We start from the raw sequence: 25,964 nt of genomic DNA, 5'->3' as shown, positions 1-25,964 counted from the left end.
GATTTTTTTCAGCTCTTAAACGGCAACAAGCCGCGCTTCCTTTCGGAAAGCACGGCCTCTTACTTGACTCTGTCTGCGTTTAACACGCGGCGGAAGCGAACTTCCGAAAGAAATTAGTACAGACGAGTGCGGCGTGCGTTTTCGCGAGCCAGTTTCTTGGCGTGACGCTTAACTGCTGACGCTTTAGCGCGCTTACGCTCGGTCGTTGGTTTTTCATAAAACTCACGACGACGAACTTCAGCCAGAACGCCTGCTTTCTCGCAGGAACGCTTGAAGCGACGCAGTGCTACGTCGAATGGCTCGTTTTCACGTACTTTAATTACCGGCATGTAACTCTCACCTCGATAAAATTCGGTTTTTGCTGCTGACTGCGGCGCCAGCACATTTCAAAATGGTGCAGCATTTTACTCCAGCCGGGGCTGGCTTGTAAAGCACCATGGATAATTTAGAACCAACAGGAGCGTTTGCCTGTGCGGCTGCCGGTTTTTTCAGGCCGTGGAGTATAGCGCACTCTTTGTGCGGCAGAAAAACACTTTTTCCCGTCAAAGTAGTCCGGCGGCAGTTTTGCCTGTGCTACACTGCGCGCCGCAAGAAGAGGGTAATAAAGCTATGCGAGTTCTGGGTATTGAAACGTCCTGCGATGAAACCGGCATCGCGATTTATGACGATGCGTCCGGTCTGCTGGCGAATCAGCTGTATAGCCAGGTGAAGCTGCATGCCGACTACGGCGGCGTGGTGCCGGAACTGGCATCGCGCGACCACGTGCGCAAAACGGTGCCGCTGATACAGGCGGCGCTGAAAGAAGCACACCTGCAGGCCAGTGATATCGATGCGGTTGCCTATACCGCCGGTCCGGGTCTGGTGGGGGCGCTGCTGGTCGGGGCCACGATTGGCCGCGCGCTGGCCTTCGCCTGGAATGTGCCGGCGGTGCCGGTGCATCATATGGAAGGCCATCTGCTGGCCCCGATGCTGGAAGAGCATCCGCCGGCGTTCCCGTTTGTCGCGCTGCTGGTCTCCGGCGGCCATACCCAGCTTATCAGCGTCACCGGTATCGGGGAGTATACGCTGCTGGGTGAGTCAATCGACGATGCGGCGGGTGAAGCATTTGATAAAACAGCCAAGCTGCTGGGGCTCGACTATCCGGGCGGCCCCATGCTGTCACGCATGGCACAGCAGGGCACAGCCAACCGCTTCCGCTTCCCGCGTCCGATGACCGATCGCCCGGGCCTCGACTTCAGCTTCTCCGGACTGAAAACCTTCGCGGCAAATACCATTCGCGAGCATGACGGTGATGAGCAGGCGCGTGCGGACATTGCCCGTGCATTTGAAGATGCGGTTGTGGATACGCTGATGATCAAGTGCAAACGCGCGCTGGAGCAGACCGGCTTTACGCGGCTGGTGATCGCCGGCGGCGTCAGCGCCAACCGCACGCTGCGCACGCGCATGGCAGAAATGATGAGTGCGCGCGGCGGCGAGGTGTTTTATGCCCGGCCTGAATTCTGCACCGATAACGGCGCGATGATCGCCTATGCCGGCATGGTGCGCCTGAAGGGCGGAACGCGGGGTGAGCTGGGCGTCAGCGTCCGTCCGCGCTGGCCGCTGGCGGAACTGCCCGCTATCTGAAAACAAAAAACCGGCGTGCAGCCGGTTTTTTTTACGCTTTCTTTTTTTTCCGTTTCCAGACGCGATTTTCCTGTCCGCGCCACAGCCGCTGAATATTGTCATGATGCCGCAGCAGGATCAGGCAGGAGAGCATCGACACCGGAAACGTAAACTGCGGTTTGAACCACCAGACGTAGAACGGTGCGATCAGCGCGCTGACGATGGCGCCCAGCGAGGAGTAGCCGCTCAGCAGCACGGTCAGCAGCCAGGTGCCGGTCATCAGGCCGGTGAGATCCCAGCCAATCGGCGCAATCGCACCCAATGCCGTCGCCACGCCTTTGCCCCCGCGAAAGCGGAAAAACACCGGATAGATATGTCCGAGACAGGCGGCTATTGCAGTCAGGCCAAGGTACATGGGCGTCACGTGCAACATCCAGGCGATCCAGACCGGAATCATTCCTTTAGCCACATCAAATATCAGTACCGCCGCGGCCGACGCTTTGCCACCGATGCGCAGCACATTCGTGGCGCCGGGATTGCCGGAGCCTGAGGTACGCGGATCGGGCAAACCTGCGAGTTTACAAACCAGTATCGCACTGGAAATCGAGCCGCAAAGATACGCGAAAATAATCATACCAAGCGCGATAGCACTCATAGCGTCGTACCGTTCCTTTTGGGTCGTTTTGTTGCCGGTAAGCGTGGATAATACGCATAATCCGCCGGAAGTGGTATCCGGCCTGGCCAAAAACAGAGAGTGACATCATGGATATCGTATTTATAGAACAACTCACCGTGTTCACCACCATTGGCGTATACGACTGGGAACAGGGTATGCAGCAGAAGCTGGTGCTCGATGTCGAAATGGCGTGGGATAACCGGCGTGCCGCTGCCAGCGACGATGTCAGCGACTGTCTGAGCTATGCCGATGTCACCGATGCCATTCTCTCGCATCTGCAGGGAAACCGGTTTGCGCTGGTCGAGCGCGTCGCGGAAGAAATCTGCGATCTGTTGATGAAGCGTTTCAAAACGCCCGGCGTGCGTATCCGGGTCGGTAAGCCGGGTGCAGTGGCTCAGGCGGCAAGCGTTGGCGTGCGTATCGAGCGCGGGACAATTCCTAAATAAACCCCCTGTGATTGCCATCACAATGAAACCAAATCAAATTATGGTGTGTCTTAGCTGAGGCCGTTGCGTTAAGCGAAGCGAAGTGGCAGAAAACCCTAAGGTTTTCTTCAGATCAACGCCGGCATAATTTCAGGCGGTAGCAGTTTGCGACCGCCTTTTTACTGTTTAAAACGGATAGGGGAAAATTTTGATGGCAGATATGCATCAGCTGTGGGTCGCTGCGATCCTCGGGGTTGTCGAGGGGCTGACCGAGTTTCTGCCGGTCTCATCCACAGGCCATATGATTATTGTCGGGCACCTGCTGGGATTTGAGGGTGATAAAGCAGAGACGTTTGAAGTAGTGATCCAGCTCGGATCAATTCTGGCAGTGGTCGTGATGTTCTGGCGACGCCTGTTTGGCCTGATTGGCATCCATTTTGGTCAGGAGCGCCATGAAGGTACCGGTACCGGTAAGCTGACGCTGATCCACATTCTGCTCGGGATGATCCCGGCGGTGGCGATCGGTTTACTGCTGCACGATCAGATCAAAACGCTGTTTAATCCGATTAACGTCATGTATGCCCTGGTCGTGGGCGGCGTGCTGCTGCTTGCCGCGGAATTCCTGAAGCCGAAACAGCCAAAAGCGGTGGGCGTGGATGATATCACCTATCGTCAGGCGTTTATGATTGGCTGCTTCCAGTGTCTGGCGCTGTGGCCGGGCTTTTCCCGCTCGGGTGCGACGATTTCGGGCGGGATGCTGATGGGCGTCAGCCGCTACGCAGCGTCGGAGTTCTCGTTCATTCTTGCCGTGCCGATGATGATGGGCGCGACCGTGCTGGATCTCTATAAAAGCATGGGCTTCCTGACGATGCAGGATTTCCCGATGTTCGCGGTGGGCTTTATTACCGCATTCATCGTGGCGCTGCTGGCGATCAAGGTCTTCCTTGAGCTGATCAAGCGTATCTCGTTTGTGTCGTTCGCGATCTATCGCTTTATCGTTGCAGCAGCGGTCTACGCCGTGTTTATGTAATAGCGGTCGCGCGGCGGGCTATGCCGGCCGCGCACCGATCAGTCCTTCTTCAATAGCCGCAATCCGGCGCCTGCTCAGCTCTTCCCGCACGTCTGCCCCTTTAAAGCCCGCAGCGATCACCTGCTGCACCGGTACCGCCTGTGCCAGCGCAAACGCCTGACGCAAATAGTTACCCTGCGGATAGGGCATACTCTCCAGCGTGGCACGCCCGCGCGCGTCTGCCTCACTGGTCAGCGCCATTTTTTCGACCCGCTCCGGCTTACGCCAGGCGTCGATGCGATCAAACAGCGCCACCAGCGCCGCGGCTGACTGTCGCTCAATGGTGTGTACGATGTCATGAAACTCGGTCACGATCAGCGCCAGATCGCGCACGTAATTAGGGACGCGCAGCCGCTGGCACAGGGCGGCGACAAGCGGTACACCGGCCAGACCATGACCGTGATGCGACGGCCACTTTTCCGGCGGGGTCAGCGCCTTGCCGACATCGTGAAACAGCGTAGCGAAGCGCACGTCCAGCTCATCAGAGAGGGCGGCTGCCAGCGTCAGCGTCATCAGCGTATGCACACCGGTATCAATCTCAGGATGCCATTTCGGCGGAGCTGGAATGCCGTACAGATTGTCAATCTCCGGGAAAAGTACCTGCAGTGCGCCACAGTCTCGCAGTACCTGAAAATAGACCTGCGGGTTGCGCGTGAGCAGCGCGTTTTCCGTCTCTTTCCAGACGCGCTCTGCCGTCAGGTGCGCCAGTTCGCCGCTGGCGGCCATCTCTGCCATCAGCGTCTGCGTTTCAGCGGCAATGCGAAAACCGAGGTGGGCATAGCGGGCGGCAAACCGTGCCACGCGCAGCACGCGCAGCGGATCTTCGCTAAACGCTGCCGAAACGTGACGCAGCGTGCGGCTGGCAAGATCGCGCTGGCCGTGGCAGGGATCGATCAGGCTGCCATCCTCCGCCTGCGCGATGGCGTTGATGGTCAGATCGCGCCGCTGCAGATCCTGCTCCAGCGTGACATCGGGTGCAAAATGCGTGATAAAGCCGGTGTAGCCGCTGCCCTGTTTGCGCTCGGTGCGCGCCAGCGCATACTCTTCCCGACTGTGCGGATGTAAAAAGACCGGAAAATCGCGGCCTACCTGCTGATAATTTTGCGCCAGCATCTCATCAGGCGTGGCGCCAACCACCACCCAGTCACGATCTTTTACCGGCAGCTGCAGTAAAGCATCACGCACTGCACCACCGACCAGAAAGGTTTTCACTCAACAACTCCAGAGGTATTCAGATAACTGCGCGTCAGGCGCGTGTTTCATAATTGTTGCATACTTTGGCGGAAAAGCGGGCATGGGAAAGGGGGCATCTGGCGATCCCCCCTGAAAAAACGGCTGGCGTACGGCGGATCAATTCATCCAGCGATCTTTCTTTTTACGGCGCGGCACCATATGCGGCAGCAGCAGACCCAGCAGCAGGCCAACGCCCAGCACGCCGCCACCGTACATAAACCACTGCATAATAATGGTGCGCTGCTTGTCATCCAGCTGTACGTTGGCTGCGCTCACTTTTTTCTGCGCCACAATCAGCTCATTTTTAAGCTTCTGGTTTTCCTGTTTCAGACCATCGATTGTGCCGTCGCTGTTAGCGACTTTGTTCTGCATTTCTGACGTGCGCTGATTCCAGCTGTTATCAATGTTAGCCAGCTTGTCGGTCAGATCTTTAACCTGCTGCTCCAGCTGCGGCACGCGGGTACGCAGGCTCGGGGTGGCGCTTAGCTGCGACAGCGGGATCCAGTTGGTTTTGCCTTCTGCATCGCGAATTTGCGCGTATTGCGCATCGCTGTTGGTCTGCACCACGGTAACTTCTTCCCCGGCGTTCAGCTTACCGACCAGGCGATACTGATCGCCCGGACCGCTGCGTACCCAGGTCGATAATTCATCGGAGATATAACGCTTTTCATCGGCAGCGTGAGCGGGGGTGATGGCGCTGAAAGCCAGCAAAGAAAGGGCGGCAAGTGTAATTTTTTTCATTCGATGTCGTGTTTTCTTGATGGGCGTAAATTTACCGGCACAGTCTGGAGTTGCCTCGCATAAATCTGAATGAGAACTATCCTGGTCTCAATCCGGCGGGAAAAGGGGCGTAAAAGCACAAGAAAGCCGAGACAGCGTGCTTGTGGTGCATTACTCTCGCCAGATTAACCGTATAAGTGCCAGCAGCGTAGTAAATAAAAAATTATGACCACTGAAATCGAATTAAAGTTCATTGCCACCCCGCAGGCTGCCGCCACTCTGGCAGAGACGCTGGCCGCCTGGCCACATCAGCATGAAGCCGCTCGCGAGCTGACGAATATCTACTATGAAACAGACGACAACCAGCTGCGCCGCTGGGATATGGGGCTGCGCATCCGGGGGGTAGACAAGCGTTATGAGATGACGCTTAAGACCGCGGGTCAGACGCTGGGCGGTCTGCACCAGCGCCCGGAGTACAACGTGGAGATGACGGCACCACAGCTTGATATCGCCCGCCTGCCCGCAGAAATCTGGCCGCAGGGTACCGACATTGCCCGCCTGCAGCAGCGACTGCAGCCGCTATTCAGCACCCATTTCCGGCGCGAAACCTGGACGGTACAGGCAGGTGACAGCATTATTGAAATTGCCTTCGATCAGGGCAGCGTGGCGGCCGGGGAGCTTAGCGAACCGCTGCGGGAAGTTGAGCTGGAGCTTAAACAGGGTACACCGGCCGATCTGCTCAGACTTGCGCAGACGCTGGCAGCGGGCGGCGGACTGCGTCCCGGCAGCCTGAGCAAAGCTGCGCGCGGCTATCAGCTGGCGCAGGGCGACGCACTGCGTCCGGTTCGGGCACTGCCGCTGCTGAAAGTGACACCAAAAGCAACAGTAGAGCAGGGGATGGTCGCTGCGCTCAGCGCCGCGCTGGATCACTGGCAGTATCATGAAGAGGTCTGGCTGCGCGGTAACCCGGCAGCGCGGCAGGCTGTGCTGGAGGCGCTGGAAACGCTGCGACAGGCATTTTCGCTGTTTGGTGCGCTGGTGCCGCGTAAGGCTAACAGCGATCTGCGCCAGAAACTGACCCGGCTGGAGGAACTGCTGCAGGATGAAGCTATCAGCGCGGAAACCCTCTGTTTCTCTGCCACCTCCGTAGAAGCGCAGATGGCGCTGACATGCTGGCTGGCAGAAGCACAGTGGCAGCCGTGGATCGACAGCAAAAATCAGATCAAGCTGCAGGGCTCTTATAAACGCTTTTGCGACATCATGCTGAGCCGCGTGGCAGCGGATCTGCGGGAAACCTTTACGGATGTAAAACTGATCGGCGAGTTTCAGGATAAGGCCACGCGTCTGCAGCGACAGCTGCTGGCTGTTTGCCTGCTGGCGGCGGCCTATCCCGCTGAAGAGGTGTGCCAGTGGATGGCAGGCTGGCAGGAACTGCAGCTCGCCATCCGGGAAAAACAGCAGCACGGCCTGATCCAGCTCGCTACGATGGCCATACGCCAGCCGCCATTCTGGCTGAGCAGCGGCGTCAGGCGTTAACAACCTCATGTAAAATTCAGGGAGAGAGGATGCAGTTACCGTTACCTTCGCTGATGCAGGCGCAGCTGGCCGGCATCGCAGAACGCCTGCAGCTGCCGCTGTCGGCGCTGACGTCTGAGCAGGCTGGCGCGCTGGCCTTCAGTGACTTTATCGTGGATAACCTGCAGCAGCAGCCAGCATGGTGGCTGCAACTGCAGGAGCAGCCTCCTCAGCCTGATGAATGGCAGCACTATGGTCTGTGGCTGCAGCAGGCGCTGCAGCAGGCGGATAGCGAGGCCGCGCTGATGCGTGAGCTGCGCCTGTTTCGCCGGCATATGCTGGTACGTATTGCCTGGATGCAGACGCTGCAGCACGCCACAACCGAACAGAGCCTGACGCAACTCAGCGTTCTGGCAGAAAGCCTGATCGCGGCCGCCCGCGATCGGGTGTGGCAGGATTGCTGTCGCGACTTTGGCACGCCCTGCAACGAGGCGGGTGAGCCGCAGCCGCTGCTGATCCTCGGCATGGGCAAGCTGGGTGGCGGAGAACTCAATTTTTCCTCTGATATCGATCTGATTTTTGCCTGGCCGGAGAATGGCGTCACGCGTGGCGGGCGACGCGAGCTGGACAACGCACAGTTTTTTACCCGCATGGGGCAGCGCCTGATAAAAGTACTGGATCAGCCTGGCGTCGATGGTTTTGTTTACCGCGTGGATATGCGGCTGCGCCCGTTCGGCGACAGCGGTCCGCTGGTGATGAGCTTTGCGGCACTGGAGGACTATTACCAGGAGCAGGGGCGTGACTGGGAGCGCTACGCCATGGTTAAAGCGCGTCTGATGGGCGACGATCGCGGCGAATGGAGCCAGGCGCTGCAGCAGATGCTGCGGCCGTTTGTCTATCGCCGCTATATCGACTTCAGCGTGATTCAGTCGCTGCGCAATATGAAAGGGATGATCGCGCGTGAAGTGCGCCGCCGTGGCCTGAAAGATAACATTAAGCTGGGCGCAGGCGGCATCCGCGAAACTGAATTTATTGTGCAGGTATTTCAGCTGATACGTGGCGGACGCGAGCGCTCACTTCAGGGGCGCTCATTGCTGCCGGTGCTGCAGGCCATTGGTGAGCTGGAGCTGCTGCGTCCGCAGCAGGTCGGTCAGCTGCATGACGCCTACCTTTTTTTACGCCGGCTGGAGAACCTGCTGCAGAGCATCAATGATGAGCAGACGCAGACGCTGCCGCAGGATGCGCTCAACCGGCAGCGTCTGGCATGGGCGATGAACTGCGCCGACTGGGAGGCGCTGACGGCACAGCTGACGGCGCATATGGCTGATGTACGCAGGGTGTTTGATGAGCTGATTGGCGACGATGCCCCGGACGTTGACGACCAGCCTGAGCTGGCGGAGTTTGCTGCTCTCTGGCAGGACACGCTGGAGGAACATGAGCTGGCGCCGGTGGTGCCACAGTTGTCTGACACGCAGCGGCAGCGCTTTTTTTACGTCCTTAATGACTTCCGGCAGGATGCCAGCCGGCGCACCATCGGGCCGCGGGGGCGGCTGGCCCTCGACCAGCTGATGCCGCGCCTGCTGGGTGAAATCTCCCCGCGGGAGGATGCTGACAGCGTGCTGGAACGTCTGACGCCGCTGCTGCTGGGGGTGCTGACGCGCAGCACCTATCTGGAGCTGCTGACCGAGTATCATGGCGCACTGCGCCATCTGATCCGCCTGTGTGCCGCCTCGCCGATGGTGGCCAGCCAGCTGGCCCGCTATCCGCTGCTGCTGGATGAGCTGCTTGATCCCGCCACGCTGTATCAGCCCACCGCTACTGACGCCTACCGGGACGAGCTGCGGCAATATCTGCTGCGTATTCCGGCAGAGGATGAAGAGCAGCAGCTGGAGGCGGTGCGCCAGTTTAAGCAGGCACAGCTATTGCGTATTGCCGCAGCCGATATCGCCGGGACGCTGCCGGTAATGAAAGTAAGCGATCACTTAACCTGGCTGGCAGAGGCGATCATTGAATCCGTCGTGCAGCAGGCCTGGCAGATGATGGTACAGCGCTATGGCCGGCCTTCGCATCTGACGCACGATGACGAGCGCGGCTTTGCCGTGATCGGCTATGGCAAGCTGGGAGGCTGGGAGCTGGGTTACAGTTCCGATCTCGATCTGGTATTTCTGCATGATTGTCCGGAGAGCGCAGAGACTGACGGTGAACGCGTTATCGACGGACGGCAGTTTTATCTGCGCCTGGCGCAGCGCATCATGCATCTCTTCAGCACCCGTACCGCTTCCGGTATTTTGTATGAGGTGGATGCCCGCCTGCGTCCTTCTGGTTCCGCTGGGATGCTGGTCAGCACCTTTGACGCTTTTGAAGCGTATCAGCGCAATGATGCCTGGACCTGGGAGCATCAGGCGCTGGTGCGCGCGCGGATTGTCTTTGGTGAACCGGCACTGATGGCGCGTTTTACGCAGGTCCGTCACGCTATCCTCAGTCTGCCGCGTACAACCGCAGCGCTGCGGGCTGACGTACGCGAAATGCGTGAAAAGATGCGGGCGCATCTGAGCAACAAACATAAAGGACGCTGGGAGATAAAAACAGATGCAGGGGGTATCACTGACATTGAATTCATTGCCCAGTATCTGGTCTTAGCGTCAGCTGCGCATCAGCCAGCCCTGACGCGCTGGTCAGATAACGTGCGCATTTTTGCTCTGATGGCGCAGCACGATATCATGCCCGCGCAGGAGGCCCAGGCGCTGACGGATGCGTATGTCACACTGCGTGATGCGCTGCATCATCTGGCTTTGCAGGCGCTGCCGGGTCACGTTGCACCGGAGCGTTTTGCCCGCGAGCGCGGGATTGTCAACGTCAGCTGGCAGCGCTGGCTGGGCACGGTTGAGCCTGACAGCTGAGGCGTGCGGCAGCATCTTACCCTGCGGCGGGTATATGGTATTATCCGCGCAATATTTTGAGCGTAGTCTGGAGTCTCTGAAATGAAAGTAACACTGCCCGCGTTTGGCAAGGCCACCGTACTGGTTGTTGGCGATGTGATGTTAGACCGCTACTGGTATGGCCCGACCAGCCGCATTTCACCCGAGGCGCCGGTGCCGGTAGTCAAAGTCGATACCATTGAAGAGCGTCCGGGCGGCGCGGCCAACGTGGCAATGAACATTGCCGCGCTGGGCGCCGCATCGCGTCTGATTGGGCTGACCGGTGAGGATGATGCCGCGCAGGTACTGAGCCGCACGCTGGAGCAGGTTAACGTCAGCTGTGACTTTGTCGCGCTGAAAACGCATCCCACCATCACCAAGCTGCGCGTGCTGTCGCGCAATCAGCAGCTGATCCGGCTGGATTTCGAAGAGGGCTTTGAGCAGGTCGATCCGCAGCCCATCCACGATCGTATGCGTCAGTCGCTGTCGCAGGCTGGTGCACTGGTGCTGTCAGACTACGCTAAAGGAGCGCTCAGCAGCGTACAGACCATGATCGGGCTGGCCCGCGAAGCGGGCGTACCGGTACTGATCGACCCGAAGGGCACCGATTTTGAGCGCTATCGTGGCGCGACCCTGCTGACGCCAAACCTGTCTGAATTTGAAGCCGTAGCCGGCAAATGTAAAACCGAAGCGGACATTGTCAGCCGGGGTATGCAGTTGATCGCTGATTATGCGCTCTCAGCGCTGCTGGTGACCCGTTCAGAAAATGGCATGACGCTGCTGCAGCCGGGCAAAGCGCCTCTGCATATGCCGACGCAGGCGCAGGAAGTGTATGACGTGACCGGTGCCGGCGACACGGTTATTGGTGTGCTGGCTGCGGTCCTTGCGGCGGGTGATACGCTGGAAAACGCCTGTTTCCTTGCCAATGCGGCGGCAGGCGTTGTGGTGGGCAAGCTGGGGACGTCAACCGTCAGTACGGTGGAACTGGAAAACGCTATCCATGCGCGGCCGGAAAGCGGCTTTGGCGTGATGACGGAGATCGAGCTGAAAACCGCTGTTGCCCAGGCACGTCAGCGCGGCGAGAAAGTGGTAATGACCAACGGCGTGTTTGACATTCTGCACGCAGGGCACGTCTCTTATCTCGCCAATGCCCGCAAGCTGGGCGATCGGCTGATTGTTGCGGTGAATAGCGATGCGTCAACCAGACGCCTTAAAGGTGAAACCCGGCCGGTTAATCCACAGGAAAACCGGATGATCGTGCTAAGCGCTCTGGAAGCAGTAGACTGGGTCGTTCTGTTTGAAGAAGATACGCCGCAGCGTCTGATTGCCGATGTGCTGCCGGATTTGCTGGTGAAAGGCGGAGATTACAAGCCGGAAGATATCGCAGGCAGTAAAGAAGTGTGGGCGAACGGCGGTGACGTACGCGTGCTTAACTTTGAAGATGGCATCTCCACCACCAATATTATTAAAACAATCCGCAGTCACTAAGCAGACAGCCGGGGGGCAGCAGCCACCCGGCTGATAATATTTACTGTGGCGTATCGATTTTACCGGCCGGATCGGGCGTTACGACTGCTGGCGCCGGTGCCGCAGGGCTTTCACTCTCCAGTTTTGCCAGACGCTGCTCCAGGGCTGCCAGCTTTTCGCGGGTGCGCAGCAGGACCTGAGTCTGCACATCAAACTCTTCACGGTTAACCAGATCCATACGGGTCAGCTGCGCCTGCAGAACCTGCCGGATTTTCTTTTCCACGTCGTCGCCAAAGTCGCGGATACCTTTCGGCATCGCTTCATGGACCTGGCGCGCCAGTTGTTCAATTTTTTTTGTGTCGATCATGGTTATTTCCTGATTGCGGTGGCTGTGAGCAGCACGTTTTCCGACGGTACAAGAAGTAAGTGTAATGCCAGAACCAAAAAGGTTAAACCCGAAATCCGCAACGCATGATGTGCAAAAGCAATTGCCGTTTTGTCGATTGCCCGTCCCGGTGAATAACGCTATAGTGATTTTGCTTATTCTCAGGGCGGGGCGAAATTCCCCACCGGCGGTAAATCAGCTTCTGCTGAAAGCCCGCGAGCGCTTTTGCCTCCGTGTAAAAGGACAGCAGATCCGGTGTGATTCCGGGGCCGACGGTTAAAGTCCGGATGGGAGAGGGTAACGACATCAGCCGGGTTCAGGCCCGCGTCACGTTTTTGCCATGTGTATTTTTCACGCACTCCTAAGCTCGCCCTGGTTCTGGTAACTCATAATATTTTAAGGTTAATTACCATGAATCAGACGCTTCTTTCTGAATTTGGCACGCCGGAACAGCGTGTAGAACGTGCACTTGACGCACTGCGTAACGGTCGCGGTGTGATGGTTCTTGACGATGAAGATCGCGAGAACGAAGGCGATATGATTTTTGCCGCCGAAACCATGACCACAGAGCAGATGGCGCTGACTATCCGCCACGGCAGCGGGATTGTCTGCCTCTGCATTAATGAGGCCCGCCGTCAGCAGCTCGATCTGCCGATGATGGTCGAGAACAACACCAGCTCTTACGGCACCGGGTTTACCGTAACGATTGAAGCCGCTGCGGGTGTGACCACCGGCGTCTCTGCGGCTGACCGCATCACCACTATCCGCGCCGCAATTGCCGATAACGCTAAACCAGCTGACCTGCACCGTCCGGGACACGTTTTCCCGCTGCGCGCGCGCGAAGGTGGCGTACTGACGCGCGGCGGTCATACCGAAGCCACGCTCGATTTGGTTACGCTTGCGGGCTTTAAACCGGCAGGCGTGCTGTGCGAACTGACCAATGACGATGGCAGCATGGCGCGCGCGCCTGAAGCGATCGCCTTTGCGCAGCAGCATGATATGCCGGTAGTGACTATCGAAGATCTGGTGGCTTATCGCCGCCAGCGCGAAACCCGCCAGGCCAGCTAACGCCGGTAGAGAAAAGCAGACCAGCCGGAGCCCGGAAAATCAGCCAGCGCCGGCGGTCTGCAGCAGTGTCAGACTCAGCCCCATCACCGTCATTCCACACAGTACGCCATAGCTCGGGTTGTTGTGCGGATCGATCTCGCGCGCCAGCGGCATCAGTTCATCCACCGAGAGCGCAACCATAATTCCTGCAACGGCGGCCATAATGGCGGCAATCACGACCGGCGACAGCGCCGGACCCAGCAGCAGAAAGGCGATGACGCCGCCCAGAATCTCCGCCATACCGGAAATACAGGCCCAGAACAGCGCTTTGGCTTTGGAGCCGGTCGCCGCATACATCGGCCCGGCAACCGCCAGTCCTTCAGGAATGTTGTGAATCGCCACGGCTAAAGCGATGCCCAGCCCCAGCTCCATATCACTGCTGGCGGTAACAAAGGTGGCCACCCCCTCAGGAAAATTGTGCAGGCTGATACCCAGCGTCAGCAGCACGGCGGTTCGCTTCAGGTTAACCGGACGCCCGTGAGTGGCCATCAGATCCTGCGGATGCTGATGCGGCAGCAGGCGATCCATGGCGAAATACCCGATCAGACCAAGCATAAACATACCGTACCCCAGCATCGGCGACATGCCTGCGGTATGCAGCGCCGCGGGCAGCATCTCCATTAGCGAGATCAGCAACATAATGCCGGCTGCGAAGCCAAGCGCAAAAGCAAGCAGGCGGTTTGAAGGCTTTTGACCGAGGATGCCGAACAGGGCGCCAATAAAGGTAGCACCACCGGCCAGAACAGTGAGCAGTAAAGGCACCGACATAGCACGCTCCACGATGATAATGATTACCAGTTACATTATAATTAACCTTATAAAATATCGAGTTATTAAGCGTAAAGTTATGTCGTTTGCGCTTGTTCAAATTTGCTGACAGACATGCTCACGCATCTCCGCGTTCACAGGCTCATGTAAGCGCGTATCGTATTGCGCATGAAAGCAACAGCGATGAGGTATGAAAATGCGTGACGGTCGTATGCCTGCTCTGTTTCTGGGTCATGGCAGCCCGATGAATGTGCTGGAAGAAAATCGCTATACCCGGGTATGGCAGCAGCTGGGCAGAGATCTGCCGCGGCCGCGCGCTATCCTTGCTATCTCGGCGCACTGGTACACGCGCGGGACGCGGGTAACGGCCATGGAACAGCCGCGCACCATTCACGATTTTGGCGGATTCCCGCAGGCGCTGTTTGACGTGCGCTACCCGGCGCCCGGATCGCCTGCGCTGGCGCAGCGTGTGACAGAGCTGCTGCCGCTGACAGAAAAAGATGAGAGCTGGGGGTTCGATCACGGCTCGTGGGGCCTGCTGGCCAGAATGTATCCTGAGGCGGATATTCCGCTGGTGCAGCTCAGCGTGGACAGTACCCGTTCTGCTGAGTGGCATTTTGAGGCAGGACGTAAACTGGCTGCGCTGCGCGATGAAGGGATCCTGCTGGTGGCGAGCGGCAACGTGGTGCATAACCTGCGCAAGCTGCAGTGGCAGGGGGCTGCGCCGGTGTATCCGTGGGCCGACGGGTTTAACCAGTATGTGCGTGATAATCTGCGCAGCGACGCTGCGGCGGGCGATCATCCGCTGGTTAACTATCAGCAACATCCGGGCGCGGCGCTTTCGCATCCGACGGCTGAACACTATCTGCCGCTGCTCTATATTCTGGGCGCACGCGCAGCGGGTGAGGCGGTCAGCGTGCCGGTTGAAGGCATGGAGATGGGCGCGATCAGTATGCTGTCAGCGCAGGTGGGGTAGCGGCCTGCGTCAGCCGCAGGCATAAACATGGCGCACCGGAATGCGCCACCGGACTAACCGATAAAGGTATGGGGATAGAAGCGAGACAGATCCTGGGTAATCAGCGCCCGATCCTCACGTAAGCCGATACCCGCCGGCTGATCGTCTATCAGCCAGCTGCCAATCAGCGTATAGCTGTCACCGAATTTGGGCAGCGCGCAGAACTGCTGAATAATCATGCCCTCTTCGCCATAGGGACCGTCAGCACGCGCGATTTCATTGCCGTTTTCGATAATGCGAATGTTCGCACCCTCACGGGAGAACAGCGGCTTCACCACATATTTATCCATCTGCGGCGCCTGACTGTCATCCGCAAACCAGGCGGGCAGCAGATTGGGATGATCCGGAAACATCTCCCACAGCAGCGGCAGCAGCGCTTTATTGGAGAGGATGCTTTTCCAGGCGGGTTCCAGCCAGCGTACGCCGGCATCGGCCAGCTTGGTCGAAAACACCTCCCGCAGCATGAACTCCCAGGGGTAAAGCTTGAACAGATTGCTGATGACGCGATCGTGCTGGTCGGTAAACTGGCCTTTTTCGCCCAGTCCAATCTCATCGATATAGAGAAACTCGCCGGGAAGCCCCGCTTCTGTGGCGCAATCCTGCAGATACTGTACCGTCGCGCGATCCTCTTCCGTATCACGGCAGCAGGCAAAGTGCAGCAAGTTAAAGCCGTGCTGCTGCTGCAGAACCGCAAACCGCTCAATCAGCTTCTCCTGCAGGCTGTTGAACTGATCGCTGCCCGCCGGCAGGTTGCCCGCTTTAAGCTGATCTTCGAGCCAGATCCACTGAAAAAACGCGGCTTCATAGAGTGACGTCGGCGTGTCGGCGTTATTTTCCAGCAGCTTGATGTCGCCGCTGCCATCCCACACTAAATCAAGGCGGGAGTAGAGCGAGGGCTGACGCTGCGCCCAGGATTCGCGGACAAAATCCCAGGTGTGTTTCGGAATGCAGAAGCGGGTCAGCAGCGCATCGCTGTTAACCACTTTTTCCACCGCCTGCAGGCACATCTGATGCAGCTCTGCCGTAACGGTTTCCAGCGTCTCCACCTGCGCCAGCGTAAACTGATAATAGGCCTCTTCACACCAGTAGGGCTCGCCATACATGGTGTGAAACTGAAAGCCATATTCAGTGGCTTTTGCGCGCCAGTCCGGGCGCTCGCTGATAGCAATACGTTGCATACGGCGCTTAGCCCCCCAGCGAGCGACTGCTGGTGCCGCTGGCGCTGCTGCGCTGCATACTGTTTTGCTTCGCGACCGTCTCACCAAAGCCACCGCGGGTAATGGTGGAGGTGGTGGCCGGTTTAGGTGCCATAGCGGTTTTAGGCACGTTCATGGTGCGGCCAGAGGTGGCTGAGCCATAGTTTTTACCGGTGGCGTCCACAAACTGTCCGTTAGCCGGACTGGCTGGCGTTTTCGGGGAGAACAGCGGCTGTTGCGCAAAACCGGCGCCGCCACCCATCATGCGTCCCATCATGTAGCCAGCCATCAGCGGCATCCAGAAGCCGCCGCTGTGCTGGGCTTCGGCATTGTTTGCGGTGGTGCCCGCGCCCGCCTGAGCCGGTGCCTGCTGACACTGGTTTTCGCCAAATTCCGCCACGCAATCTTCGCGTGAGGCATATTTAGGCGCGGTACGTTCCGCTTCTTTCAGCGCATTGTTATAAGCAGCTTTACATTGACTGCTCTGATCCGGATTGGCTTTCGCACAGTCGTCAGCGTTCTGATAGAGCGAAACCGTTTCATCGCTCTGTTCGCAGCCTGCCAGCATAAATACGGCGGTTACTGCCAGCGCGACGGGCGTAAGATGACGTGCCTGCCAGCCTTTACGAAAAGCGGCATGACGGATATTTTTGGTCCGTTTCATAGTGATTATCCTGTACCCAGAGTTGACGTCAGGATAGGTGATGCAAGGGGGGATTTAAAGCGAGAAGCCTGACAGGCTGCGGATCTTTACGTACCTATACGTTCAAATGCGAAAGGGGCCGCAGGGGCCCCTTTGCGTATCAGCGGCTGAATGGATTGCCACTGTTGCGTGCTGCCGGCTGAGCAGGTGCCGCCGGTGCGGAGGCTGCCGCCTGCGGTGCACTGTCGGCCTGTGCGGTCTGCTGGCTGTTTTCCGGCGCGACCACTTCAGGTGAGGTCGTTACCTCTTTACCCAGCGCGCTGTTCAGCTGCTGCAGGTCCTGTTCATTGAGGGTACCCAGCGCATATTTGATATTCAGCTGGTTAATCAGATAGCTGTAACGGGCGTTAGAGAGCTGCTGTTTAGCATTAAACAGCGTGGTGGTCGCGTCCAGGACATCAACAATCGTACGGGTACCCACCTGATAGCCTGCTTCAGAGGCGTCCAGTGAGCTTTGCGCAGAGATCACCGCCTGTTTGTACGCGTCAATGCTGCTGATTGACGCATTCACGTTGTTAAACGAGGAGCGTACGGTCTGCACCGCGCTGCGATGCGCACCTTCCAGCTGTTCGCTGGCGGCAACAAAATTGTACTGCGCCTGTTTCACCTGCGAGGTCACTGAACCGCCGCTGTAGAGCGGTAAGGAGAAACTCAGGCCAACCTGATTTGAACCCGATATGGAGTCGTTGTTGGTGATGCTCTGATTCGCCCGGCTGCCGCTATATTTATTGTTAGACAGACCGGTGGATGCGGTCAGATCCAGCGTAGGCATATGGCCCGATTCAGCATAGCGGATCTGTTCACGCGCCAGATCCTGGCTCAGACGCGCAGAGAGCAGGTTGAGGTTACGACTCTCAGCCTGTTTCAGCAGGCTGGCGACCGCATCAGGGCGTGCAGTTTTAAAACGGTCAATGCTCAGCGATGCCAGGGAGAGGTAATCCATCCCGGTGATCTGGCGCAGTGATTCAACCGCATTATCCAGCGTGTTTCGGGCCGTCACTTCATTTGCCAGCACGCTGTCATACTGTGCACGGGCGTTCTGCACATCAGTAATCGCCACCAGGCCGACATTAAAGCGCTGCGTGGTTTGGTCCAGCTCGCGATAGATAGACTGTTTCTGCGCTTCGGTATAAGAGAGCGTATCAATCGCATTCAGCACGTTGAAATAAGCGGTCGCGGTATTAAGGATGAGATCCTGCTGCGCAACCTGGTAGGTGACATCCTGGATGCCAGCGGTTTTTTCCTGCAGCGTCAGGCTACGCCACTTTGACATATCAAAAATCGTCTGCGTTAATTGCAGCGAGGCACTTTTAGTGGTGGTGTTCAGACCGCTGCTATCGCGATAGCCATTATTGTAGGTGTAATCTGCACCCAGACCCAGCTGCGGCAGCAACGGGCTGCGCGCTTCGTTGATCTTTTCAAACGCGGCGTCGCGATCGGCGGCAGAGGCGCGCAGATCGGGATTGCTCAGGCGCGCCTGCTGATAAACCTGCAGCAGGTTTTCTGCCTGGCTGGCAAGGCTGAATCCGCCCAGGCTCAGTCCAATAAAAAATGGGAGCAGTTTTTTCATTTGCATTCCTTTTGTTGCAGCCTGTGACGCGAAAAGTGCTGCTGCTAAGCCAAAAAAATAATCGCCGATTTTACAGAGGCGCTGTCAGAGATAGGTTGGCTGAACGTGCCTTCTTTCCCTAATTTACGTAAATAATTCAGAAAGAACCACTCGGACAGAGCACCAGGGTTGGCTTTTCGATGTTCTATCCCAATCTGCATAAGGAACCAGACGATGGCGGGCGAAAAAAAATCCCCTGTGACTTTCACAAAAAACGATGTAGAAATTATTGCACGCGATACCCGTTATGACGGTTTTTTTTCCATCGTCAGCTATCGCTTTCGCCACCGTCTTTTTAATGGCGGAATGAGTGGTGAAGTGGTGCGTGAAGTTTTCGAGCGCGGACACGCTGCCGTGCTGCTACCCTATGATCCCCTGCGTGACGAAGTCGTCTTAATCGAACAGATCCGCATTCCGGCTTTTGATTCCAGCGCCACACCCTGGCTGCTGGAGATGGTGGCAGGTATCATTGAGCCCGGAGAAACGCCGGAAGCCGTGGTGCGACGCGAAGCACAGGAAGAAGCGGGCCTGAACGTCGGGCGCGTTAAACCCGTTATCAGTTATTTAGCCAGCCCTGGCGGCACCTCTGAGCGGTTATCAGTGCTGGTGGGTGAAGTGGATGCCAGCCTGGCAGAAGGGAACCATGGGCTGGAGGAAGAGAATGAGGATATTCTCGTGCATGTGGTCAGCCGCGAACAGGCTTACCGCTGGGTGGAAGAGGGGATTATTGATAACGCAGCTTCTGTCATTGCGCTGCAATGGCTGGCGTTGCACCATGAAAGACTACGACGTGAGTGGACGGTAAAATGAAACAGCGCTATACCCCTGATTTTCCCGAAATGATGCGCCTGTGCGAAACGAACTTCGCGCAGCTGCGTCGCCTGCTGCCGCGCAGTGATGAAGCAGGCGCCTCGGTGATCTATCAGGTCAACGGCGCCCGTTATCAGCTGACGATAGAGGAATCAACGCGTTACACTACGCTGGTTGAAATCCGTCAGATTGCGCCTGCGGTAAGCTACTGGAGCCTGCCCGCAATGTCAGTACGGCTCTATCACGATGCGATGGTCGCCGAAGTGTGTTCCACACAGCAGATCTATCGCTTTAAAGCACGTTATGATTATCCTAATAAAAAACTACATCAGCGTGATGAAAAACATCAGATTAACCAGTTTCTGGCTGACTGGCTGCGCTACTGCCTGGCGCACGGCGCACTGGCCGTGCCTGTTTGCTAAACGCGTCTGACGCATTGATGGCGTGGAGATTAAGGAAACGCTTTGGATAGCCTGCTCACTCTTCCTGCGGCACCAGGATCCGCCATCCGGATCCTGCAGATCACTGATACCCATCTCTTCGCAGGGAAGCACCAATCTTTGCTGGGGGTGAATACCTGGGCAAGCTTCGATGCAGTGCTTGATGCTATCGCGTCACAGCAGCACGAATACGATCTGATTATCGCGACCGGCGATCTGGCGCAGGATCATACCGTGGAAGCGTACCAGCATTTTATTACCGGCATTTCCCGCCTGCAAAAGCCCTGCGTCTGGCTGCCTGGCAATCATGACTTCCAGCCAGCCATGGTGAACACCCTTGCGGAAGCAGGGATTGCGGCAGATAAACATGTTTTGCTGGGCGAGCAGTGGCAGCTGCTGCTGCTGGATAGCCAGGTATCTGGCGTGCCGCACGGCATGCTGAGCGACTATCAGCTGGAGTGGCTGGCAGAGTCCCTCGCGCGGTTTCCTGAGCGGCACTCGCTGATACTGCTGCACCATCATCCGGTGCCCTCCGGCTGTACCTGGCTCGACCAGCATAGCCTGCGCAATCCGCATCAGCTGGAAGCGGTATTACAGGCTTTTCCGCAGGCGCAACATCTGGTGTGTGGCCATATTCATCAGGAACTCGATCTTCGCTGGCAGGGGCGTCGGGTGCTGGCCTCGCCTTCTACCTGCGTTCAGTTCAAACCCCACTGCACCAGTTTTACCATTGACACGCTGGCCCCAGGCTGGCGCTGGCTGACGTTAGAGGCGGATGGCTCACTGCATACAGAAGTGAATCGTCTGCAAAGCGATATGTTCCGGCCTGACCTCGACTCGGATGGGTATTGATTGATGGCAACGCTTCTTTACCTGCACGGATTTAACAGTTCGCCGCAATCAGCCAAAGCGACGCAGCTGCAGGCGTGGTGTGCCGCAGAACAGCCGCACATTAATGTTCTGGTGCCTCAGCTGCCCGCTTTTCCGGAAGAGGCCGCCAGCCTGCTGGAAGAGCTCGTGATGCAGCATACCGGGGAGCCGCTGGGGCTGGTTGGCTCGTCGCTGGGCGGCTATTTTGCGACCTGGCTGTCGCAATGTTTCATGCTGCCGGCGGTGGTGGTGAATCCGGCCGTTCGCCCGTTTGAGCTGCTGACGGATTATCTGGGCGAGAACCGTAATCCCTACACCGGCCAGCAATATGTGTTAGAGTCACGCCATATTTACGATCTGAAAGTGATGCAGATTGACCCGCTTGACGCGCCCGATCTGCTCTGGTTATTGCAGCAGACCGGCGATGAGATCCTCGACTATCGCCAGGCGCTGAATTACTACAGCGCATGCCGGCAGACGGTTGAAGAGGGCGGCAATCACGCCTTTATCGGATTTGAACGCCATTTTACGCAGATAGTAGATTTTCTGGGGCTATCCCTTTCCTAAGCTGCGTCATGGGCTCCTTTTCCTCTTGTTCATCAGACAAATACAATGAGCCAATCAAACTATAATGCTGACGCGATTGAGGTCTTAACCGGCCTCGAGCCTGTGCGTCGTCGTCCGGGAATGTATACCGATACCACCCGGCCAAACCATCTGGGCCAGGAAGTCATCGATAACAGCGTGGATGAAGCGCTGGCGGGTCATGCCAGCCGGGTCGAGGTGATCCTGCACGCCGATCAGTCGCTGGAAGTGATCGACGACGGACGCGGTATGCCGGTGGACATTCACCCGGAAGAGGGCGTGCCAGCCGTTGAACTGATCCTGTGCCGGCTGCACGCAGGCGGTAAATTCTCCGGTAAAAACTACCAGTTTTCCGGCGGCCTGCACGGTGTGGGCATCTCGGTTGTCAACGCGCTATCCACGCGGGTTGAAGTCACCGTTCGGCGTAATGGCGAGGTGTATCGTATCGCTTTTGAGCATGGCGAAAAGGTTGAAGACCTCAAAGTGATAGGTACGGTCGCCAAACGTAACACGGGCACCAGCGTCCATTTCTGGCCTGATGTCAGCTTCTTCGACAGCCCGCGCTTTTCCGTATCACGTCTGAAACATCTGCTCAAAGCGAAAGCGGTACTCTGTCCCGGCGTTGAGATTGTCTTTAAAGATAAGGTGAATAACAGCGAGCAGACCTGGCTGTATCAGGATGGTCTGACCGATTATCTGAGTGAGGCGGTCAACGGGCTGCCCACGCTGCCGGAAACGCCGTTTACAGGCAGCTTTGCCGGCGACGTGGAGGCGGTAGACTGGGCACTGCTGTGGTTACCGGAAGGGGGCGAGCTGCTGACGGAAAGCTACGTTAACCTGATCCCGACCATGCAGGGCGGAACGCACGTGAACGGCCTGCGTCAGGGACTGCTGGATGCCATGCGCGAATTCTGTGAATACCGCAATATCTTACCGCGTGGCGTTAAGCTGTCAGCGGAAGATATCTGGGATCGCTGCGCCTATGTGTTATCGGTAAAAATGCAGGATCCGCAGTTTGCCGGTCAGACTAAAGAACGTCTCTCGTCGCGTCAGTGTGCGGCCTTTGTTTCGGCGGTGGTGAAAGATGCGTTCAGCCTGTGGCTGAATCAGAACGTGCAGGCGGCAGAAATGCTGGCTGAGCTGGCGATCTCCAGCGCGCAGCGCCGTATGCGCGCGGCGAAAAAAGTGGTGCGTAAAAAGCTCACCAGCGGACCGGCGCTGCCGGGCAAACTGGCAGACTGCACCGCCCAGGATCTGAACAAAACCGAGCTGTTCCTGGTTGAGGGTGACTCAGCGGGCGGATCGGCCAAACAGGCGCGCGATCGCGAATACCAGGCGATTATGCCGCTGAAAGGTAAGATCCTGAATACCTGGGAGGTCTCTTCTGATGAAGTGCTGGCGTCGCAGGAGGTGCATGACATCTCCGTGGCGATTGGCATCGACCCGGATAGCGAAGATCTGAGCCAGCTGCGCTACGGCAAAATCTGTATCCTGGCGGATGCGGACTCCGATGGCCTGCACATCGCCACGCTGCTGTGCGCGCTGTTTGTGAAGCACTTCCGTTCACTGGTGCAGCACGGGCACGTCTATGTCGCGATGCCGCCGCTCTACCGTATCGATCTTGGTAAAGAGGTTTACTATGCGCTGGATGAAGATGAAAAAGAGGGCGTGCTGGAGCAGCTGAAGCGGAAAAAAGGCAAGCCTAACGTGCAGCGTTTTAAAGGCCTGGGTGAAATGAACCCGCTCCAGCTGCGCGAAACCACACTCGATCCGAACACCCGGCGTCTGGTACAGCTGACGATTGCAGATGAAGATATTGAACAGACTCTGCGCATAATGGATATGCTGCTGGCGAAGAAACGGTCTGAAGATCGCCGCAACTGGTTGCAGGAGAAAGGCGATCTCGCCGATCTCGACGTTTAATCGTGGCGACGCGCGCTGAGGATAACACGGTGAAGATTACGCTCGAAGAGCTGCGCGCATGGGTGGCGGTGGTTGATAGCGGTTCAATTACCGCCGCTGCAGAACAGCTGGAGCAGACCACTTCCGGCATCAGCCGCGCGCTCAGCCGGCTGGAGAGTAAGCTACAGACCACGCTGATGCATCGCACCACGCGCCGTCTGGCGCTGACCGATGAAGGCGTTATTTTTCTTGAGCACGCCCGCCAGATCCTGACATCCGTTGAGCGGGCCGAAGAGCAGATTGCCCGCCGGCGTGAGACGCCCGCCGGTCGACTGCGCATTAACGCCAATACGCCCTTTATGCTGCACGTGATTGTGCCGCTGCTGGCGGAGTTCCGGCAACAGTATCCGCAAATTGAGCTTGAACTGAACACAGACGATATCGTTATTGATCTGCTGGAGCAGCAAACCGATATCGCGATTCGCATCGGTGAACTGCGTGACTCGACGCTGCGCGCCAGAGTATTAGGCAGCAGCGCTACACGGCTGGTCGCCAGCCCGGACTATCTGGCAAAACATGGCGTACCCGGCAGCGTGGCCGCGCTGAGCCAGCATCAGCTGATTGGCTTTAGCCAGCTGGATACCCATAATATCTGGCCCGTCTGGCAGCAGGAGGGCGAATTCCTGCGTATTAAGCCGACTCTGACCGCCTCCAGCGGCGAAACGCTGCGTCAGCTGGCCCTGCAGGGGCTGGGCATTGTCAGACTCTCTGATTTTGTCAGCCGGGAAGATCGTGAACAGGGGCGGCTGATGGATGTGCTGGCCAGCGAAACCCGGGAGTTACGCCTGCCGGTGCATGCCGTCTACTATCGCAATCAGACGCTGAGCTCGCGCGTCACCTGCTTTCTTGATTTCCTGCAGGAGAAAATCCAGCGTCAGCAGCTGATTTAGGCATCAGGGTGACAGACGCTCCGGCTTAGCCAGAGCGTTGTCTCAGGAAAAGTCAGCTGGCCGGTTCCAGCACCAGAATTTTCACATCCACTACATCATCTTTGATTCGGGCGCGGTGTGCATCCATATGCGGCATCTGCTGATGCTGCTCCAGCGCCCGCAGCGACGCCCACTGCTCCAGCATAAAAATGGAGTCGGGTGAATTTTGCTTCCACGGCACCTGTGCCTGATGGTCGAGCAGTGCATCATACTGATGGCAACCCTCTTCCTGCAGTACCGCCGGAATCAGCTCATTAATTGCATCCAGCACCGCCTGACGACGACCCGGTTTAACACAAATTTCAGCAACGACCGTTAACATAGCGCTTCCTCTTTTCCCGTTGTGCTTACAGTTAAGCAAAGATTGCGCTGAGATGAGTCCGATAACGTGCAATATCGCGCGGCACATCGGGCTGTTTGATAACGTCATTGCAGATAAAGGTGGGCAGCGCCTCCATTCCGAGGAACTGATTCGCCTTATGGAAGTGCAGATAGAGGCCATCCACGCCCACGCCTTCAAAGAACTGATCGGCTTCGGTAAAGGCTTCCAGCGGCGCGTTCCACGTCAGCGACAGCATATATTTTTTACCCTGAATCAGGCCGCCGGACCCATACTTTTTGCCGGCGTCGCTGCGTGAGCGGCCATCGCTGGCGTAGAGTTTACCGTGCCCTTCGGTAAAGACCTCATCAATATATTTTTTTACCGTCCACGGCTCGCCCATCCACCAGCCCGGCATCTGATAGATCACCACATCGCTGTCCAGATACTTCCGGATCTCCTCTGCGACGTCGTAGTTACTGTCAGCCAGCGTGACAGAGACCTGATGACCCAGATCGCGCAGCTGGCTGGCCGCAACGTCAGTCAGCGTATGATTGAGCTCGCCTTTTGAGTGAGCAAAGGTTTTGCCGCCGTCAATGATCAGAATGTTGCTCATAATGTTTTGCACCTGAATGTTAGTTTGATGCGGCCCACTTTACGCGTGAAAGCCGCACAGAAAAATGTGCCACGGGTCACAATACTGTTGCTTATAAAGCAATAATGCTCCGGCCTGTGAAACACTCTGTGCGCAACCCACCATTAAAAATAAGAAGAGACCATGAAAAAACAGGTAACTGTCGCGCTGCTGCTGGTAGCAGGCGCGGCTCAGGCACAGTCACGTCTCGATCTCATTCAGCAACAGCAGACGCTGCGCGTCTGTACCACCGGCGACTATAAGCCCTACAGCTTTCTGCGCAGTGACGGTAACTACGAAGGGCTGGATATCAGCATGGCGCAGTCGCTGGCCGCCAGCCTGGGGGCCAAAGTAGCCTGGGTGCCGACGACCTGGAAAACGCTGAGTGCCGATTTTGTTGCCCGCCAGTGTGATATCGCGCTGGGTGGCGTATCGGTCACGCTGAAACGCCAGAAAATCGCCTGGTTTGCCCGACCGCTGGGAACAGATGGCAAAATTCCGCTGGTGCGCTGTGAGGACAAAGCGCGCTATCAGACCATTGAGCAGATCAACCGGCGCGAGGTGCGGGTGATTGAGCCTGCCGGGGGCACCAACGAAGCCTTTGTGCACAGCCATTTGCCGCAGGCTACGCTGCAGCTGGCAGAAAATACGATCATCTTTCAGCAGCTGGCAGATAAAAAAGCGGATGTGATGATCACCGACGCGTCTGAAGCACAGTTTCAGCAGCAGCACTACCCGTCGCTTTGCGCCATTAATCCGGATAAGCCGATGCAGTATGGCGAAAAAGCCTACATGCTGCCGCGCGATGATATGAGCTGGAAACTCTATGTGGATCAGTGGCTGCATCTGGCAACGGCGACGGGCGAATATGCGGCGATCCAGAAAGAATGGCTCGGTACAGCGCCCTGATGCGGTACAGAGTAACGGCATTTTTGCTGCGGGAAACCCGCGTTTTCTCAACGGTTTAAAACAGCCAGATTCGTTTACTGTACTGTTGTTTTTTAACG

26 protein-coding genes and 1 riboswitch are annotated in these 25,964 nt (G+C 57.4%); of the genes, 15 read left to right on the top strand and 11 right to left on the bottom strand.

The window, feature by feature from the left end; genetic code table 11:
* Positions 1-113: 113 nt before the first annotated feature.
* The gene (gene rpsU / locus SB719_RS06755) at positions 114-329 is read right to left on the bottom strand and encodes a 30S ribosomal protein S21 (RefSeq protein WP_001144069.1); all 216 of its coding nucleotides are present in this window, start codon (positions 327-329) and stop codon (positions 114-116) included.
* A 280-nt stretch (positions 330-609) separates the two neighbouring features.
* Between rpsU and tsaD the strand changes: the two genes are divergently transcribed.
* Complete coding sequence (tsaD, locus tag SB719_RS06750) at positions 610-1,623, top strand: tRNA (adenosine(37)-N6)-threonylcarbamoyltransferase complex transferase subunit TsaD (RefSeq protein ID WP_065648363.1); 1,014 nt, start codon at positions 610-612, stop codon at positions 1,621-1,623.
* A gap of 31 nt (positions 1,624-1,654) precedes the next feature.
* Here the strand turns inward: tsaD and plsY are convergent, their stop codons facing one another.
* A complete protein-coding gene (plsY, locus tag SB719_RS06745; protein WP_065648157.1) occupies positions 1,655-2,257 on the bottom strand; it encodes a glycerol-3-phosphate 1-O-acyltransferase PlsY in 603 nt (200 codons plus the stop codon).
* A gap of 107 nt (positions 2,258-2,364) precedes the next feature.
* Here plsY and folB point away from each other — a divergent pair, with 107 nt between their 5' ends.
* Both folB and bacA read left to right on the top strand, forming a co-directional pair.
* Positions 2,365-2,724, top strand: coding sequence for a bifunctional dihydroneopterin aldolase/7,8-dihydroneopterin epimerase (gene folB / locus SB719_RS06740; protein ID WP_065648158.1), 360 nt, complete (start codon positions 2,365-2,367; stop codon positions 2,722-2,724).
* Between the two features lie 190 nt (positions 2,725-2,914).
* Positions 2,915-3,733: an undecaprenyl-diphosphate phosphatase gene (gene bacA / locus SB719_RS06735; RefSeq protein ID WP_292977168.1), complete on the top strand. Its 819-nt coding sequence runs from the start codon at positions 2,915-2,917 to the stop codon at positions 3,731-3,733.
* Between the two features lie 18 nt (positions 3,734-3,751).
* Here bacA and SB719_RS06730 read toward each other — a convergent pair whose 3' ends face one another.
* Both SB719_RS06730 and SB719_RS06725 read right to left on the bottom strand, forming a co-directional pair.
* Complete coding sequence (locus SB719_RS06730) at positions 3,752-4,984, bottom strand: multifunctional CCA addition/repair protein (protein WP_065648160.1); 1,233 nt, start codon at positions 4,982-4,984, stop codon at positions 3,752-3,754.
* A 138-nt stretch (positions 4,985-5,122) separates the two neighbouring features.
* Positions 5,123-5,746: a TIGR04211 family SH3 domain-containing protein gene (locus SB719_RS06725; protein ID WP_065648161.1), complete on the bottom strand. Its 624-nt coding sequence runs from the start codon at positions 5,744-5,746 to the stop codon at positions 5,123-5,125.
* A gap of 204 nt (positions 5,747-5,950) precedes the next feature.
* Between SB719_RS06725 and SB719_RS06720 the strand changes: the two genes are divergently transcribed.
* From SB719_RS06720 to hldE, 3 genes are all read left to right on the top strand, one after another.
* Positions 5,951-7,261, top strand: a complete 1,311-nt coding sequence (locus tag SB719_RS06720) for an inorganic triphosphatase (RefSeq protein ID WP_292977166.1) — start codon at positions 5,951-5,953, stop codon at positions 7,259-7,261.
* A 29-nt stretch (positions 7,262-7,290) separates the two neighbouring features.
* Positions 7,291-10,140, top strand: coding sequence for a bifunctional [glutamate--ammonia ligase]-adenylyl-L-tyrosine phosphorylase/[glutamate--ammonia-ligase] adenylyltransferase (gene glnE / locus SB719_RS06715; RefSeq protein WP_412159056.1), 2,850 nt, complete (start codon positions 7,291-7,293; stop codon positions 10,138-10,140).
* A gap of 81 nt (positions 10,141-10,221) precedes the next feature.
* Positions 10,222-11,646 carry a bifunctional D-glycero-beta-D-manno-heptose-7-phosphate kinase/D-glycero-beta-D-manno-heptose 1-phosphate adenylyltransferase HldE gene (hldE, locus tag SB719_RS06710; protein WP_304235371.1) on the top strand — a complete coding sequence of 475 codons (1,425 nt, stop codon included), beginning with the start codon at positions 10,222-10,224 and terminating at the stop codon, positions 11,644-11,646.
* A 40-nt stretch (positions 11,647-11,686) separates the two neighbouring features.
* Here the strand turns inward: hldE and ubiK are convergent, their stop codons facing one another.
* Positions 11,687-11,992, bottom strand: coding sequence for a ubiquinone biosynthesis accessory factor UbiK (gene ubiK, locus SB719_RS06705; protein ID WP_034828368.1), 306 nt, complete (start codon positions 11,990-11,992; stop codon positions 11,687-11,689).
* 171 nt (positions 11,993-12,163) lie between these two features.
* Positions 12,164-12,313: riboswitch (FMN riboswitch) on the top strand.
* Between the two features lie 108 nt (positions 12,314-12,421).
* Here ubiK and ribB point away from each other — a divergent pair.
* On the top strand, positions 12,422-13,078 hold the full coding sequence (gene ribB, locus SB719_RS06700) for a 3,4-dihydroxy-2-butanone-4-phosphate synthase (protein WP_065648165.1): 657 nt from the start codon (positions 12,422-12,424) through the stop codon (positions 13,076-13,078).
* A gap of 39 nt (positions 13,079-13,117) precedes the next feature.
* Here ribB and zupT read toward each other — a convergent pair whose 3' ends face one another.
* A complete protein-coding gene (gene zupT / locus SB719_RS06695; RefSeq protein ID WP_065648166.1) occupies positions 13,118-13,885 on the bottom strand; it encodes a zinc transporter ZupT in 768 nt (255 codons plus the stop codon).
* Positions 13,886-14,081: 196 nt separating this feature from the next.
* Between zupT and ygiD the strand changes: the two genes are divergently transcribed.
* A complete protein-coding gene (ygiD, locus tag SB719_RS06690) occupies positions 14,082-14,861 on the top strand; it encodes a 4,5-DOPA dioxygenase extradiol (RefSeq protein ID WP_206099888.1) in 780 nt (259 codons plus the stop codon).
* Between the two features lie 53 nt (positions 14,862-14,914).
* Here ygiD and SB719_RS06685 read toward each other — a convergent pair whose 3' ends face one another.
* The 3 genes from SB719_RS06685 to tolC all read right to left on the bottom strand — a co-directional run bounded on the left by SB719_RS06685 (position 14,915) and on the right by tolC (position 18,369).
* The gene (locus SB719_RS06685; RefSeq protein WP_065648167.1) at positions 14,915-16,078 is read right to left on the bottom strand and encodes a glutathionylspermidine synthase family protein; all 1,164 of its coding nucleotides are present in this window, start codon (positions 16,076-16,078) and stop codon (positions 14,915-14,917) included.
* A gap of 7 nt (positions 16,079-16,085) precedes the next feature.
* Entirely contained in the window at positions 16,086-16,760 is a 675-nt protein-coding gene (locus tag SB719_RS06680) for a DUF1190 family protein (RefSeq protein WP_065648168.1), read from the bottom strand.
* Between the two features lie 139 nt (positions 16,761-16,899).
* Positions 16,900-18,369, bottom strand: coding sequence for an outer membrane channel protein TolC (gene tolC / locus SB719_RS06675; protein WP_065648169.1), 1,470 nt, complete (start codon positions 18,367-18,369; stop codon positions 16,900-16,902).
* A 213-nt stretch (positions 18,370-18,582) separates the two neighbouring features.
* Between tolC and nudF the strand changes: the two genes are divergently transcribed.
* Genes nudF through SB719_RS06645 form a run of 6 tightly spaced genes read left to right on the top strand, consistent with a single transcriptional unit; the run spans position 18,583 to position 23,965 of the window.
* Positions 18,583-19,218, top strand: a complete 636-nt coding sequence (gene nudF, locus SB719_RS06670) for an ADP-ribose diphosphatase (protein ID WP_314686277.1) — start codon at positions 18,583-18,585, stop codon at positions 19,216-19,218.
* Entirely contained in the window at positions 19,215-19,640 is a 426-nt protein-coding gene (locus SB719_RS06665) for a DUF1249 family protein (protein ID WP_065648171.1), read from the top strand. Before nudF ends, SB719_RS06665 begins: the two co-directional genes overlap by 4 nt.
* Positions 19,641-19,682: 42 nt before the next feature.
* On the top strand, positions 19,683-20,510 hold the full coding sequence (gene cpdA, locus SB719_RS06660) for a 3',5'-cyclic-AMP phosphodiesterase (RefSeq protein ID WP_292977149.1): 828 nt from the start codon (positions 19,683-19,685) through the stop codon (positions 20,508-20,510).
* A 3-nt stretch (positions 20,511-20,513) separates the two neighbouring features.
* The gene (yqiA, locus tag SB719_RS06655; RefSeq protein ID WP_292977147.1) at positions 20,514-21,095 is read left to right on the top strand and encodes an esterase YqiA; all 582 of its coding nucleotides are present in this window, start codon (positions 20,514-20,516) and stop codon (positions 21,093-21,095) included.
* Positions 21,096-21,140: 45 nt separating this feature from the next.
* Positions 21,141-23,036 carry a DNA topoisomerase IV subunit B gene (gene parE, locus SB719_RS06650; protein WP_065648174.1) on the top strand — a complete coding sequence of 632 codons (1,896 nt, stop codon included), beginning with the start codon at positions 21,141-21,143 and terminating at the stop codon, positions 23,034-23,036.
* A gap of 29 nt (positions 23,037-23,065) precedes the next feature.
* Complete coding sequence (locus tag SB719_RS06645; protein ID WP_065648365.1) at positions 23,066-23,965, top strand: LysR substrate-binding domain-containing protein; 900 nt, start codon at positions 23,066-23,068, stop codon at positions 23,963-23,965.
* 52 nt (positions 23,966-24,017) lie between these two features.
* Here SB719_RS06645 and SB719_RS06640 read toward each other — a convergent pair whose 3' ends face one another.
* The gene (locus SB719_RS06640; RefSeq protein ID WP_039380197.1) at positions 24,018-24,326 is read right to left on the bottom strand and encodes a putative quinol monooxygenase; all 309 of its coding nucleotides are present in this window, start codon (positions 24,324-24,326) and stop codon (positions 24,018-24,020) included.
* 31 nt (positions 24,327-24,357) lie between these two features.
* Positions 24,358-24,939: an NAD(P)H-dependent oxidoreductase gene (locus SB719_RS06635; protein ID WP_065648175.1), complete on the bottom strand. Its 582-nt coding sequence runs from the start codon at positions 24,937-24,939 to the stop codon at positions 24,358-24,360.
* 162 nt (positions 24,940-25,101) lie between these two features.
* Here SB719_RS06635 and SB719_RS06630 point away from each other — a divergent pair, with 162 nt between their 5' ends.
* On the top strand, positions 25,102-25,866 hold the full coding sequence (locus tag SB719_RS06630; RefSeq protein ID WP_065648176.1) for a transporter substrate-binding domain-containing protein: 765 nt from the start codon (positions 25,102-25,104) through the stop codon (positions 25,864-25,866).
* The last annotated feature ends 98 nt before the right edge of the window (positions 25,867-25,964 follow it).

This window comes from Pantoea sp. SIMBA_079 (assembly GCF_046940275.1).
GTDB lineage: Bacteria > Pseudomonadota > Gammaproteobacteria > Enterobacterales > Enterobacteriaceae > Pantoea > Pantoea borealis.
Note: the sequence above shows the minus strand (reverse complement) of the source record. Positions and strands in the feature narration are given on the sequence as shown.